Origin of the sequence: Arthrobacter nitrophenolicus (genome assembly GCF_045833485.1) — a bacterium.
In the GTDB taxonomy this organism is placed as follows: Bacteria; Actinomycetota; Actinomycetes; order Actinomycetales; family Micrococcaceae; genus Arthrobacter; species Arthrobacter nitrophenolicus.
Window position 1 is genome coordinate 1,379,854 of record NZ_CP174504.1, and the last position, 13,656, is coordinate 1,393,509.

Below are 13,656 nucleotides of genomic sequence, written 5' to 3' on the forward strand. Positions count from 1 at the left end.
CTCCCCGTGTTGGCGCGGATTCCGGGACACGGTAAAGCCCGACGGCGGCTCACCCTTTCGCTAGGGGTGAACCTGCCGCCGGGCTAATTCCGCCGTGGCGCCTACCGCTCGGCGTCCGGATCGCCGTGCAGCGGACCGCGCTCCTCTGAGGTGGACATGACCTGCCCGTCAGTCAGGCCTTCACGGACGGCATCCTCGTTCCGGAAGTCCTCGGCGGGGTTCTCGAGGTCGCCCTCCCCGTACTGGCCGCCTTCGCCTTCCAGCCCCGGCTCCGTGCTGCCGCGGCGGGGGTGCTCATCAAAGGCTGCTTCGTGGCTTTCAGTCATGGCGACGTCTCTCCTTCGAGTCCGCGTCCGTGCGGGCGCATTGGCAGTCTACCCAGCAGGAGTTTTAGCCAACAGGGCTTCGTCCCGGTCCGGCCGTTCTTCAGTCTCCGGCCGGGAGAGCTTGCCGGGCCACCAGATTTTCGGGCCGATGTCGTAAGCCAGCGCAGGCACCAGCAGCGAGCGCACCAGCACCGTGTCCAGCAGGACGCCGAACGCAACAATGAAGGCCAGCTGCACCAGGAACATGATGGGAATGACGCCCAGCGCCGCGAACGTGGCCGCGAGCACCACGCCCGCGGACGTGATCACCCCGCCGGTCACGCCCAGGCCGCGGAGGATGCCCGGGCGGGTGCCGTGCTTCAGGGACTCCTCCCGGACCCGGCTCATCAGGAAGATGTTGTAGTCCACGCCCAGGGCCACCAGGAACACGAAGCCGAACAGCGGCACGGTGGCGTCGGCACCCGGGAAGCCAAGGATGTTGTTGAACACCAGCGCGGACACACCCATGGCTGCAGCGTAGGAGAGCACCACGGAGAGCACCAGCAGGACCGGTGCCAACACGGACCTCAGCAGCAGCATCAGGATAAAGAGGATCACCACCAGGACCACCGGGATGATGATCACCAGGTCACGCTGGGCCGTGGTGTTGGTGTCCAGCGCGGTGGCGGTGACGCCGCCCACCAGGGCACCCGGGTCCACGGCCTTGACGTCCACGCGCAGGGCCTTGACAGCTTCTTCGGCCTCGAGGGAGTCCGCCGCGGAGTTCAGCGTGGCATTGATCAGGACCTTGCCCTCGCGGACGTCGGGCTCGCTGGGGGTTCCGGGGGCGCCGGTGATGGGCACGCTGCCTTCAGCCAGCAGGTAGGCCTCGCCCACGCCGTCGGCCGCTTTCACCGCATCCAGCACTTCCTGTGCCTTGCCTTCGTCCGCAACCACGACGGCGGGGCTGCCGCTGCCGGCGTCGAAGTGGCGGGCCAGCGCGTCCTGGCCGTCCACCGCATTGGACGCGGTGAGGATGACGTCGGTCTGCGGAACACCATTGGCCTTGAGCTGGAGGACGCCGGCGGAGGCCGCGGCCAGCAGCAGGACCGACGCGATCCAGATGGTCCGCGGACGCCGCTGCACCAATGCACCGGTTGCCCGCCACAGCCCTTTTTGACCCTCCAGCCCCGTAACCAGCTCGGGCTCGCGCTCGTCAGCCGAGGCCAGCTTGGGACGGAACGGCCAGAAAGCGGCACGGCCCAGGAGCGCCATCAGGGCGGGCAGCAGCGTGAGTGCGGCGAACAGCGAGCAGATGATGCCTGCCGCTGCCACCGGCCCCAGTGCCTTGTTGGAGTTGAGGTCCGAGAAGAGCAGGCAGAGCAGGGCGATGATGACCGTGGCACCGGACGCCAGGATGGGTTCGAAAGAGGTCCGCCAGGCCGTCAGCGCCGCGGCCGTCCGGTTGGTGGTGTGGGTCAGCGCCTCACGGAAGCGCGCCACGTAGAGCAGTGCGTAGTCGGTGGCCGCGCCGATCACCAGAATGGAGAGGATCCCCTGGCTCTGGCCATTCAACTGGATCCAGCCCGCCTGCGCCATGCCGAAGACCAGCAGGATGGCGGCACACAGGGCGAACACCGAGGTCAGGAGCACCATGAAAGGCAGGAGCAGCGAGCGGTACACCACCAGCAGGATGACGAACACAGCGGCGAGCGCCACGAGCAGGAGGATGCCGTCAATCCCGGCGAAAGCGGCCACCAGGTCGGCCGCGAGGCCGGCGGGCCCGGTCACGAATGTCCGCATCCCCTCAGGGGCAGCTTCAGCTACGAGGTCGCGGAGTTCCTTCACCGCCTCCTGCACTTCCACCTCGGACTCGCTGATGGGTGCGATGAACTGGACCGCCTTGCCGTCCTCCGACGGAATGGGCCCAATCACCGCGCTGCCCAGCTTCAGCTCTTCCAGGTCAGTCCGAAGGGCAGCCACTTCACCCAGCTGGGCGGGAGTGAACGGCTCATCGCTTTCGATGACGATGACGCCCGGCACCTCGTCGGAGTCCCGGAACTTGGCCTGCCAGTCCTGCGCGGCAGTGGCCTCGGCACTTGCCGGAAGGAAGGAGGCCTGGTCGTTGGAGGAAACCTCCTCCAGGCGCCCGAAGGTGGGGCCGCCCACGCCGGCGAGCGCCAGCCACGTGAGCACCAGGATGACGGGGACCAGCCAGCGCAGCCAGAACGGAACGCGCTCTCTGCTTACGGTTTTGTGTTTCATGATGCCTTCCGGACGTACCTCACACGAACATTAGTTCCAGAGTAGACTATCTCCATAGTAGAGATAAGTGTCCATCAAGGTTTTTCTTAGAGCTCGCCATCAAGGCACGCACGGCGGGGCTGAAGTAGTATCCGTCAGTACGGCTGGGCAAACCCGGCGGTGATGCCCACCAGAAGGAAAGAGGAGGCGGCCATGGCAGCAAGCGGCCCCGCGGACACGCCGCGCCCTCCGGCAGTCCCTGGGCAGAATGGCGGCCCCCATCCCCTCGTCCGGCTCCTGCAGGAATTCACGCTGGAGGCCAACCGGTACGTGGACACGGCCGGCGGCAGGAAGGACATGCACCGCACGGACCTGAATGCTCTGGCCGTGATCATGCGGCACACGGCCAAGGGAAATCCGGTCACGCCGGGACTCCTCCGCAAGGAGTTGCACCTTAGCTCCCCCGCTACCACGGCGCTGATTGACCGGCTGGACAGCTCCGGCCACGTGGTCCGTGAGCGCGGCAGTTCCGACCGGCGGCAGGTGCAGCTGAAGATGACGCCCAAGGCCTTCCAGGAGGGAGGGGCCATTTTCGAGCCCCTCTCGCGCCGCATGGGTACTGCCATGGCGGACTTCTCCGAGGAGGAGCTGGAAACCGTCTCGCGGTTCATGACCGCGATGGTGGAAGCCACGGTGGCGGCGCGCGAAGAATCCGCGGCGGATTAGGCTGGCGAAATCCTTCCGCGCCGCGGCGTGAGGGGTAGCGTTTGGTTATGAGTGCCCAGCAGCCCGAAGAAGACGTCTACACGCACGGCCACCACGAGTCAGTGGTCCGCGCCCATGCCGCCAGGACCGCCGAGAATTCCGCCGCCTTTGTCCTGCCCCACCTGACCCCCGGCTCGGACCTGCTCGACGTCGGCTGCGGACCGGGCACCATCACCTGCGACTTCGCCGCCCTCGTCTCGCCCGGCAAGGTCACCGGCCTGGACCGCTCACCGGACATCATCGTCCAGGCCCAGGCGCTCGCCGTCGAACGCCAGGTGCCGAACGTGGAATTCGTGGCCGGCAACATCTACGACCTCGAGTTCGAGGACGAGACGTTCGACGTCGTCCACGCCCACCAGGTGCTGCAGCACCTCACCGACCCGGTGGAGGCCCTCCGCGAAATGCGCCGCGTGGCCAAGCCGGGCGGCATCGTTGCCGTGCGCGACGCCGATTTCCACGGCATGAGCTGGTACCCGGCCATCCCGGAACTCGACGAATGGATGGACCTGTACCAGCGCATTGCGCGCCGCAACGGGGCAGAGCCCGACGCCGGACGGCGGCTGGTCAGCTGGGCGCAGTCGGCGGGGTTCACGGACGTTGCCCCCTCCAGCAGCAACTGGCTGTACGCCACAGGACAGCAGCGCCGGTGGCAGGCCCGCGTCTGGGGCGAGCGGGTGCTGCACTCAGCATTCGCGGAGCAGGCGCTGGAGTACGGCTTCGCCAACCCCGCGGACCTGGCACGGATCTCCGCCGGATGGCACCGATGGGGTTCAACCGACGACGGCTGGTTCCTCATCCCCAATGGGGAGGTCATCGCCCGGGCTTAGGCCTGCGGGGACAACGAATTCTGGGCCGAAGCTTATGCCGTGCGCGGCGAGGACGTTGTCATTGCCAAGGCCGGAAGGCCGGTTGCACGGCTGGTCAAGATCGAACGGCCCCACAAGCGCGAACTGGGCTTCCTCGGCCCCCTCCACATCCCCGATGACTTCTATGAGCCGTGGACGGATGACGAGATGGGAATTGACGGGTGCTGCAGCTGCTGCTGGACACCCATGTGTTCCTCTGGGCACTCGCCGAGCCCAAGAGGCTCTCAATCAAAGCCAAAAATGCGATCACCAAACTTGAAAACCAGGTCTTCGTTTCGCCGGTCACCGCCTATGAGCTCTCCTACAAGCACCGGCAGGGAAGACTGCCGGCCGGAGCGGCGATCGTCTCCAGTTTTGGCCGGCAGCTTTCACACCTCTACGCCGCTGAAATCGGCATCAGCGCCGACCATGCCCTTGCCGCCGGCCAGCTCGACTGGGACCACAAAGACCCCTTTGACCGGATGCTGGCTGCACAAGCCATGGTGGAAGGCTTCACCCTCGTCACAGCAGACGAAAACATCCAGGCGTACGGCCCCGTAGCCACCCTGTGGTGACCCCCGCCACCGGCCCCCTGCCGCGTAGGATTGACAGGTGCAATTTTCCCTTTGGCTGGCCCTGGCCGGCGCCGGTGCCCTGATCAGCTTCACCCCGGGCGCCGGAGCCATCAACACCATGAGCAACTCGTTGAATGCCGGCTTCCGGCGGTCCATCTGGGGAATCCTCGGGCAGCAGGCCGCACTGGTGGTGCACGTGGTGATCGTGGCACTCGGCGTCGGCGTGCTGGTTGCCAGCTCGCCGGTGGCCTTCAACGTAATCCGCTACGCGGGCGCCGCCTACCTCATCTATCTGGGCGTCCGGCAGTTCCTTAGCAAGCCGAGCCTTGAAGAGGAGCAGGCAGCGGCACTGCGGAACGAGTCCGCCTGGTCGATCTTCCGGCGCGGGTTCTGGGTCAACCTGCTGAATCCGAAGGCCATCGTCTTCTTCCTCGCCTTCACTCCCCAGTTCATCCGGCCTGAACAGCCACTGCTGACGCAGTACGCTGTGCTGACCGCAACCATCGTGGCGATCGACATCCTGGTGATGTGGTTCTTCTTCGCCGCAGCGGCCAGGTCTTTCCAGCGCTTCACCCAGACGCCACGGGGACAGCTGGTCCTGAGCAAGGTGTTCGGCGTGCTGTTTGTCGCCGTCGGGATCCTCCTCGCCCTGATTCACTGATCCCGGGCCCACCAATCCCCGGCATCGCAGCACCCAACCTCACTACATACCCCTTCGGCGGGTTCGTCATGCATCTTTACAAACCGGTCAATTTTTATGAACCACCCGCTAGCCATAGGGCCGGAAAGCGCGCATGCTTAGCATCATGAACTCAGCGTCGAGCCCATACCGCGTCATCGCCGTCTGCACCGGCAACATCTGCCGCTCCCCCATGGCGGAACTTATGCTGAAGGCCGCGCTGGAACGCGAAGGGCTGGACGGACTGGTGGCGGTGGACTCGGCCGGCACCACGGGCTACGAGGCAGGGCGCCCCATCGACCCCCGTGCCGCCCGCCGGCTCGCGGCCACGCAACTCGCGTCCGAGCTTCACATCGCACGGGAATGGCTCCCGGAATGGTTCCGCGAGCGGGATCTCATCCTGGCGCTCGATATCGACCACTACGCCTGGCTGAGCGAGGCGGCGCCGGACCAGGAGTCGCTGGGCAAGATCCGCATGCTCCGAAGCTTCGATCCAGCAATGGCCGGCAAGGACCTGCTGGACCAGGGCATCGAGGACCCGTGGTACGGGGGGCATGCTGACTTCGACGCCGTCTGGCACCAGATCCACGCGGCGCTCCCGGGGATCGTGGAGCACGTCAAGGCGGCCGTTTCCTCGGACGCGGAGCTGCAGCGGCAGGGCAGTTGAGGACCCACCCGGCTTTATCTTGCAATTGAGAACGGTTCTCAATTAGGCTCTTCGCCATGCACCTCATCGTTGTGAGTTCCCTTGATGCCCTCTGCCGCCGCGAAGCCTGCGGGGACCTGGCAGCTGAACATCCCGGGAGCCTCGTGGTCTTCCATGACCTGCTGGAGAACGGGCTGGTCATCCGGCGGGTCTTTGACGCCGCAGGTCCCGTCGAATACGAGGAAACCATCCTCGAACACGGCGGCCTCAGCTGCGCGGTACGCCTGGACCTGGTGCCGGCGATCGACCGCCTGGCTGCATCAGCACAAGGCCCGATCATCATCGGCCTTCCGCCTGCGGTTCCAGCATCAGTGGCAGTCACGGCACTCAACCGCGGGCTCAGCCGGCCGGCAACGGTTTCCTCGGCCATCATTGCCCTCGCGCCGGACGCCCTGGAGGACCACATCTGGGACCCGCACACCCTGTTCGAGTCCGGCTTCACCCCCGTGGCAGACGACGAGAGGACACCGGGCGAGTTCCTGCTGGGCGAACTGGCCTTCGCGGATACCGTCCTCGTGGCGGAGCCCGACATCGTTCCGGCCGATCCCGCAGGCCGCGAGCGCGGCCTGCACCTGCTGCGGGAACTCGCACCGCATGCCCACCGTGCAGCAGGAACGATCCAGGTCCGCCGCTCGGCAGCAAATGCCGCGGCCTCACCCTTTGTCACTGTGGTCCAGCGCATGGACCGGCCCCTGCATCCGGGACGGTTCCGCCAGGTCCTGGGCACGCTCGCCGAGGGCTGCTGCGTCCTGCAAGGCCACTTGTGGGTTGCGTCCGCGCCCGAGTGCCGCATCGCCATCCAGGGCATCGGCCCCCGCGTCTGGCTCGAAAACACCGGGAAGTGGCCGGAAGAACCTGCCGCGACGGAGCAGGCGGGACGTGCGCCGGGTCCCGCCGCCACGGTCCTGGCAGCGACCGGGGAGGGCCTGGACCCGGCGGAGTTCGAGCGGCTGCTGCGGGACTGCGAGCTCACCGACGACGAACTGGCGGCCGGCGCGGTCCTGTCCGACCCCTTCGCCCTGCGGCCCGCGAGCTGACCTGCCGACCACCACCCAACCCCACCAACCAAGGAGGACACCATGAAAGTACGGAATTCACTGCGGGCACTGAAGAAGATCCCCGGCGCACAAATCGTCAGGCGCCGCGGCAGGACGTTCGTGATTAACAAGAAGGACCCGCGGATGAAAGCCCGGCAGGGATAAAGGTACGCTCTACTCCATGAGCCCAGCCCCCGTCATCATCGCCATCGACGGGCGCTCGGGCGCTGGGAAGACCACCCTCGCCGTCGAACTGGCTGCCCGGCTGCGCGCCCACCACAAGGTCTCGCTGTTCCATCTTGAGGACATCTACCCCGGCTGGAACGGCCTGGCCGCCGGCGTGGAACGCTACGTCGCCACCGTCCTCACCCCGCTGCACAGGGGCGAAGCGGCGACGTGGGTGGGCTGGGACTGGGAAAACCATGACGACGGCGGCCCCCGGGTCACGCTTCCCGCCGAGATCGTCATCGTCGAAGGCGTGGGTGCCGCCGCGGCAGAAGCCCGGCCGCTCCTGGACGCCGTGATCTGGGCCGAATCCCCTGACGACGTCCGCCGGACCAGGGCCCTGGACCGCGACGGCGCAACCTACGAACCCTACTGGGACCAGTGGGCCGCGCAGGAAGACGCATGGCTGGCCCGGGATGACGTGCCGGCGCTTGCCGACGTCCGCGTGCAGAACCTGGCCGACGGCTCCGCCGTCGTCGACCTCCTGCGGCTCCTCCCCTACCTTCCGGCGCTGGCCCCGGTCCTGGCCCCGGAGCTCTCCGCCCGCCGCGGGCTCCGCCTTCGCGCCGAGCGGCTGGACGAGCGCCCTGATTCCGCGGCGCTCTTCCATTCCCTCTACGGCGGCTCAGCCAATGCGGTCTGGCTGGACTCCTCCAACGCCGGAACGGCAGCAGCGGGTGTGGCACACACGGACGATGCTTCCGCACGAACCGCAGCGGAGCGCAGCCGGTTCAGCATCATGGCGGACGACGGCGGCACGTTCGGGCAATCGGTAACCCACCGGTCCGGCGAAAGCCTGATCAGCGCCGGTTCCGCAACCGTCAGGGTCACCGGGCAGTTCTTCCGCTGGCTGGACACGGTGTGGGGCCGCCGCGCGGTCCGCGCGCCGGAAGGCTACCCGGGACAGTTCACCCTGGGCTGGCTGGGCTGCCTGGGCTACGAACTCAAGCGTGAAACGGGCGGCACCGACCTGCCCGCCGCTACACCGGACGCCGCCCTGATCTTTGCCGGCCGTGCCGTGGTCCTGGACCACGCCGAAGGCACCGCCTGGCTCCTGGCCCTTGACGCACCTGACGCGGAGGACTGGCTGGGGACTGCGGCCGCCGCGGTTCACCAGGCTGCCGCGCCGGACCACGGCGGCAGCACCGCCGTCGTACTTCCCCAGGCCCCCGCCTTCCGCAGCCGTGACACCGGCGAGGCCTACCGGAAGAAGATCGCCGCCGCGCAGCACGAGATCGCCGAGGGCAACACCTACGAGGTGTGCCTGACCACCACGCTTGAGGCCCGCGTTCCCGCCGCTGCCGTGGACCCGTGGCGCATTTACCTTGCCCTCCGCGGCCGGAACCCTGCACCCTTCGCAAGTTTCCTCCGGCTGGACGGGGTGACGGTGGCAAGCACCTCGCCGGAGCGGTTCCTGAAGATCGCGTCCGACGGCAGCATGCGCGCCGAACCCATCAAGGGGACCCGCCGCCGGGCTGCCGATGCGCAGGAGGACGCGCGGCTGCGGACGGACCTCGCCACCTCACTGAAGGACCGTGCCGAGAACATCATGATCGTGGACCTGCTGCGGAACGACCTCAGCCACTTCGCGGTCCCCGGCTCGGTCACGGTCAGCAGGCTGTGCGCTATCGAAAGCTATGCCACCGTGCACCAGATGGTCAGCACCATAGACGCCCGCCTGCTGCCCGGCTCCTCGCGGGCGGAGGCAGTGGCCGCCTGCTTCCCCGCCGGCTCCATGACCGGGGCGCCCAAGATCAGCACCATGGCCATCCTCGACCGGCTGGAGGAAGGCCCGCGGGGGCTGTATTCCGGCGCCATTGGCTACTTCTCGCTGAACGGCGCCACCGATCTCGCCGTCGCCATCCGCACCCTGGTGGTCAATGCCCCGGGTGACGGAACGGCGGAACTCACGCTCGGCGTCGGCGGTGCCATCACCGCGGATTCCGTGCCGGACGAGGAGTACGAGGAGATCCGGACCAAGGCCTACGGGGTCCTGTCCACGCTGGGCGCGGAGTTCCCCGGGGATTGAGTGCTACTGAACCGTCGCGGTCAGCCGGGCCACGTTATCCACGTAACGGGCCGCGAACGGACGGTTGCGCCAGACGGGAAGCTTAAGCTCGTGCGAGATGTCCCGGTAGGTGTCCTCCACCGCGCGCATCTTGGTGACGATGTCCTCGCCCAGCAGCATCACGGACACCTCGAGGTTCAGCGAGAAGGAGCGCATGTCCATGTTGCTGGAACCCAGAACGGCCACCTCGTCGTCGATGGTGAAGTGCTTGGCATGGAGGACGAACGGGGCCTTGTAGAGGTAGATCCGGACGCCCGCCTCCAGCAGTGCCTCGTAGTAGGACTGCTGGGCGTGGTGGACCAGGAACTGGTCGCCCTTCTCGGAGACGAAGAGTTCCACGTCCACGCCGCGCTGGGCGGCAGTGGTGATGGCGTACAGCAGCGAATCGTCCGGCACGAAGTACGGGCTGCAGATGGAGATGCGGTGCTGCGCGGAATAGATGAGCGTGTTGAAGAGGCGCAGGTTGTTCTCGGTGATGAAGCCCGGGCCGCTGGGCACCACCTGCGCGGTGACGTTGCCCGGGTGCGGGTTCGCCGGCAGCTGCAGCTGGTGCTCCAGCGACTCGTCGGTTTCGCTCAGCCAGTCGGTGGCGAAAACGACATTCAGGGTGGTGACGATCGGTCCACGCAGGCACGCCATCAACTCCACCCACTCCCGTCCGGCCTTGCGGTGGCGGGGGTTGTTGTAGGAGGGCTCGATCAGGTTCTGGGAACCGGTGAAGGCGATTTCGCCGTCGACCACCATGATCTTGCGGTGGTTCCGGAGGTCCGGCCGGCGCCACTGGCCATGGATGGGCATGAGCGGCAGCATCCGCTTCCACTGGATCTTGCCCGCCCTGAGGCGCTTGAGGAGCTTCCTGTAGCCCTGGACCCGGAGGGTGCCGATGTGGTCGAACAGCACGCGCACTTCCACGCCGCGTTCGGCCGCCTCCTCCAGCGCGGTGAGCAGGTCGTCCGTGATGTGGTCGGTGCTCATGATGTAGAACTCCGCGTTGACGAACTTCTTCGCCTTCCGCACGGCTTCGGTCATGGCGAGGATGGAGTCCGGGTACCCGGGGATGAGGTCAACCGAGTTGCCGTCCACCATGGGCAGGGATCCCAGCCGGCGGTTCAGCTCCGCTGCGGAGGTCACCCATTCGGGCCCCGGATAGTGGCTTTCGACGTCGGCGAGCGAGGAGATGCCGGCCCGGACCCTCTCGTTGACCTGCTGCTGCTGCTCGCGGCGCCGGCTGGAAAGCCTGAAGTTTCCGAACAGCAGGAACAGGACAATTCCCACGAAAGGCACAAAGAAGATACCCAGAAGCCACGCCATCGCCGTGGTGGGGCGGCGGTTTCCGGGAATGATGCCCACGGCGAGCACCCTGATCACCAGGTCGGCGACGCCGAGCAGCACCACCACCCACATCGGTGCGGTGCCGGCAAGCGAAAATGGCCACAACAACTGACAAACCCCCGGCTCATCGGCTCCCGGCGGACGGTTTCCTGCCGGGGCACTCAGCCCAGCTTATCGGCGCGGCGCCGCACTAAGCTGGAGCCATGACGTCACCTGCTTCCGTGGTTCTTGTTTTCCTTGACTCTGCCTTCCCGGACGGCCGTCTGGCCGATGCGTCCCAGCCGCAACTGCTGGTCACGGACCAGGGAGCCACCCGCGGTGACGGGGCGTTCGAAACCATGCTCGCCGTCGGGGGCAACGTCCGGAAGATCCAGGCGCACCTGGACCGCCTGGACGGTTCCGGGAAAGCGCTGGACCTCGCCATCCCCGGCCAGGACCAGTGGCGCCGGGCCATTGCCGCCGCCATTGCAGAACACCGGTCCCAGCACCCTCCTGTTTCGGATGCCGACGATGAACTGGTGGTCAAGCTGGTGGTGACCCGCGGGGCTGAGGGCGCCGCCGCCCCCACCGCATGGGTCCAGGTATCCCCGGTGGGAGCGGGCGCCCGCCGCCAGCGTGAGACCGGCATCGACGTCATCCTCCTCGACCGCGGCTATGACAGTGATGCGGCAGAGCGGGCCCCGTGGCTGCTGCTCGGCGCCAAGACCCTCTCCTACGCCGTCAATATGGCCGCGCTCCGGCACGCCCATAAGCAGGGCGCGGATGACGTCATTTTCTTCTCCTCCGACGGCCGGGTCCTCGAGGGCCCCACGTCCACGGTGCTTTTGGCCCACGTGGACAAGTCCGACGACGGCACGCCGGTCAAGCGCCTCATCACACCGCAGCTGGACAGCGGAATCCTGGCCGGCACTTCCCAGGGAGCGCTCTTCAAGGCCGCCAAGGAGGCAGGCTGGGAACTGGGGTACGGGCCGCTGGTGCCGCAGGACCTGCTGGACGCCGACGCCGTCTGGCTGATCTCGAGCGTGCGCCTGCTCGCCCCCGTCAACCGGATTGACGGGCAGGAGATCGGGACGCCGTCGCTGCAGAAGGAGCTGACCGCGGAGCTGAATGAACTTTTCGCCGGCATTCAGTAAAGTCCTGTTCCCCCGGCCGGCTGGCCCGTAGGGTGTGGTTCATGGATTCACGCGCGCCGCAGCCAGCTGACAACCTGACCTTCGACGAGTGCTGGGAGCTCCTGGCCGACGACACTCTGGGCCGCCTGGCCCTGGTGGTGGACGGGCATCCGGAGATCTTCCCCATCAATTACGTGGTGTACCGCCGCAGCATTGCCTTCCGCACGTCCGGGGTGACCAAGCTGTGGGGCGCCGCCCAGGAGCGCCCGGCCGCCCTGGAAATCGACGGCTACGACCCGCGCACGGAGGAGGCCTGGAGCGTGGTGCTGCGCGGGGACACCGAGATCATGGAGGACCAGGACGAAAAGGACGCCGTGGACGCGCTGGGGCTGGAGCCCTGGCAGCCCGGAGAGAAGAGCCACTACATCCGAATTTCCCCGCGCGCCCTGACCGGCCGCCGCTTCAGGGTGGCCCGTCCGGATATCTGGAACACCCGTCTGCAGGACCGGCGGCGGGCCTCGTTCGAGTAGCCTGTTTCGCTAGCCCCCAGGCTTGGGGACCCTAGCCTGCATGCACCGACAGCTGGGATTCGAGCCCCGACAGCAGGATGCTCAGTCCCTGGTCAAGTTCCGCAGACCCGTCATAGGTCGCCAGGTCCGGTCCGAGGGACCGAAGGCGGGGAAATTCCCTCGGCGGCAGGCGGTGCAGCCCCAGCCGCAGAAGGGCCTCGTTCTCTTCCGGGTCCACCACGAATTCCTGAAGCTCGTTGAGGATGTGGCCGTAGAGGAAGCCGTAGTAGGCGCGGTACACATGCAGCGCGTCCGGCGGCGCGAATCCTGCCTCGATCAGCAATGAGAGGATCTGTTCCAGCGGGCGGAGCGTCCCCAGTGGCCGCATGCCCAAGGGGGTGGACAGCGGCCTGGTCACCAGCAGCGGCACCACATTGGGGTGCTGGAGCGCCAGGCTCCGAAGGCTGTGGGCGATGTGCCGGAGCTGGGCCTTCCAGTCAGGATCCTTGGGCTGGATGGAGAGCTGGTTGAGCACAAGCTCGGTTACTCCGTCCAGGAGGGCCGCGCGGTTTTCCGCGTAGCGGTAGAGGCTCATGGGGTCCCGGCCGAGTTCCTGGCCCAGGCGGCGCATGGTCAGGGCGTCCAGCCCCTCGGCGTCCACCAGTTCCAGGGCTTTGGCCAGGACCAGTTCCCTGCTGAGCCTGCCCTTGCGCGCGGCCGTACTGCCGGGCGTTCTCGCGGGGGCCATCTTTTCCATCCTGGGCATTGAAAGCGGTGTTCCGGCGAGTTAATCAAGACGCTTGCCGGATGTGTAGTCTACGCGTACAGTCTACACTGTAGATAGGCGTCAATCCCGCTTGGGGTCCTCCTTTCTTGAAGGATCCTCGTTACACTCCATTGCCGCGTGCACGGCATGTGAGGTCTGCTGCTGTAGCCGAACGGCGGCGCCACCGCACTTAGCGAAGGGAAGCCGTCATGGCACATTCGCAGTTCGATATTTTTCTCCAAGAAGCCACCTACCTGGACCAAACCTCCGAACACGTCCTCGATCGCGACCGCCTGTACGGGCTCTACACCAGCTGGTGCTTCATCAACCAGCAGCCGCTCAGTCCGGAGGACAGCTTCTGGGCCGCCATGCGCGACAGGATCAGTCCGGATCGCAGCGGCCTTCACATGAAGGGCCCCGCAGCCACCGACTACATCATGGCCAGCTACCCCGGGCTGGTCTGAGCAGGACCAGCCCCAGGGACATCA

General features: G+C 66.9%; 15 protein-coding genes. 11 read left to right on the forward strand and 4 right to left on the reverse strand.

Annotation, left to right across the window (positions count from 1 at the left end; translation table 11 throughout):
- Positions 1–101 precede the first annotated feature (101 nt).
- Positions 102–326: a hypothetical protein gene (locus ACJJV6_RS06505; protein ID WP_407710212.1), complete on the reverse strand. Its 225-nt coding sequence runs from the start codon at positions 324–326 to the stop codon at positions 102–104.
- Between the two features lie 48 nt (positions 327–374).
- Positions 375–2,570, reverse strand: coding sequence for an MMPL family transporter (locus ACJJV6_RS06510; RefSeq protein WP_407710213.1), 2,196 nt, complete (start codon positions 2,568–2,570; stop codon positions 375–377).
- Positions 2,571–2,762: 192 nt separating this feature from the next.
- Here ACJJV6_RS06510 and ACJJV6_RS06515 point away from each other — a divergent pair, with 192 nt between their 5' ends.
- From ACJJV6_RS06515 to pabB, 8 genes are all read left to right on the forward strand, one after another.
- Positions 2,763–3,275: a MarR family winged helix-turn-helix transcriptional regulator gene (locus ACJJV6_RS06515; RefSeq protein ID WP_009357390.1), complete on the forward strand. Its 513-nt coding sequence runs from the start codon at positions 2,763–2,765 to the stop codon at positions 3,273–3,275.
- A gap of 47 nt (positions 3,276–3,322) precedes the next feature.
- Complete coding sequence (locus tag ACJJV6_RS06520; RefSeq protein ID WP_009357391.1) at positions 3,323–4,141, forward strand: methyltransferase domain-containing protein; 819 nt, start codon at positions 3,323–3,325, stop codon at positions 4,139–4,141.
- Positions 4,142–4,341: 200 nt separating this feature from the next.
- Positions 4,342–4,734, forward strand: a complete 393-nt coding sequence (locus ACJJV6_RS06525; protein WP_354175750.1) for a type II toxin-antitoxin system VapC family toxin — start codon at positions 4,342–4,344, stop codon at positions 4,732–4,734.
- 37 nt (positions 4,735–4,771) lie between these two features.
- A complete protein-coding gene (locus ACJJV6_RS06530) occupies positions 4,772–5,395 on the forward strand; it encodes a LysE family transporter (protein ID WP_009357393.1) in 624 nt (207 codons plus the stop codon).
- Between the two features lie 145 nt (positions 5,396–5,540).
- The gene (locus ACJJV6_RS06535; RefSeq protein WP_035752316.1) at positions 5,541–6,080 is read left to right on the forward strand and encodes a low molecular weight protein-tyrosine-phosphatase; all 540 of its coding nucleotides are present in this window, start codon (positions 5,541–5,543) and stop codon (positions 6,078–6,080) included.
- Positions 6,081–6,136: 56 nt separating this feature from the next.
- Entirely contained in the window at positions 6,137–7,156 is a 1,020-nt protein-coding gene (locus tag ACJJV6_RS06540) for a GTP-binding protein (protein ID WP_009357395.1), read from the forward strand.
- A gap of 42 nt (positions 7,157–7,198) precedes the next feature.
- Positions 7,199–7,321, forward strand: a complete 123-nt coding sequence (gene ykgO / locus ACJJV6_RS06545; RefSeq protein WP_009357396.1) for a type B 50S ribosomal protein L36 — start codon at positions 7,199–7,201, stop codon at positions 7,319–7,321.
- A 16-nt stretch (positions 7,322–7,337) separates the two neighbouring features.
- The gene (pabB, locus tag ACJJV6_RS06550; RefSeq protein WP_009357397.1) at positions 7,338–9,410 is read left to right on the forward strand and encodes an aminodeoxychorismate synthase component I; all 2,073 of its coding nucleotides are present in this window, start codon (positions 7,338–7,340) and stop codon (positions 9,408–9,410) included.
- Between the two features lie 3 nt (positions 9,411–9,413).
- Here the strand turns inward: pabB and cls are convergent, their stop codons facing one another.
- Positions 9,414–10,853, reverse strand: a complete 1,440-nt coding sequence (gene cls, locus ACJJV6_RS06555; RefSeq protein WP_133348201.1) for a cardiolipin synthase — start codon at positions 10,851–10,853, stop codon at positions 9,414–9,416.
- A gap of 131 nt (positions 10,854–10,984) precedes the next feature.
- On the opposite strand from cls, the gene ACJJV6_RS06560 reads away from it, so the two are divergent.
- Together ACJJV6_RS06560 and ACJJV6_RS06565 are read left to right on the forward strand one after the other, a co-directional pair.
- A complete protein-coding gene (locus ACJJV6_RS06560) occupies positions 10,985–11,914 on the forward strand; it encodes an aminodeoxychorismate lyase (RefSeq protein ID WP_009357398.1) in 930 nt (309 codons plus the stop codon).
- Positions 11,915–11,955: 41 nt separating this feature from the next.
- The gene (locus ACJJV6_RS06565; protein ID WP_009357399.1) at positions 11,956–12,423 is read left to right on the forward strand and encodes a pyridoxamine 5'-phosphate oxidase family protein; all 468 of its coding nucleotides are present in this window, start codon (positions 11,956–11,958) and stop codon (positions 12,421–12,423) included.
- Positions 12,424–12,454: 31 nt separating this feature from the next.
- Here ACJJV6_RS06565 and ACJJV6_RS06570 read toward each other — a convergent pair whose 3' ends face one another.
- The gene (locus ACJJV6_RS06570; protein WP_009357400.1) at positions 12,455–13,150 is read right to left on the reverse strand and encodes a TetR/AcrR family transcriptional regulator C-terminal domain-containing protein; all 696 of its coding nucleotides are present in this window, start codon (positions 13,148–13,150) and stop codon (positions 12,455–12,457) included.
- A gap of 227 nt (positions 13,151–13,377) precedes the next feature.
- Here ACJJV6_RS06570 and ACJJV6_RS06575 point away from each other — a divergent pair, with 227 nt between their 5' ends.
- Positions 13,378–13,632, forward strand: a complete 255-nt coding sequence (locus ACJJV6_RS06575) for a hypothetical protein (protein WP_133347579.1) — start codon at positions 13,378–13,380, stop codon at positions 13,630–13,632.
- The last annotated feature ends 24 nt before the right edge of the window (positions 13,633–13,656 follow it).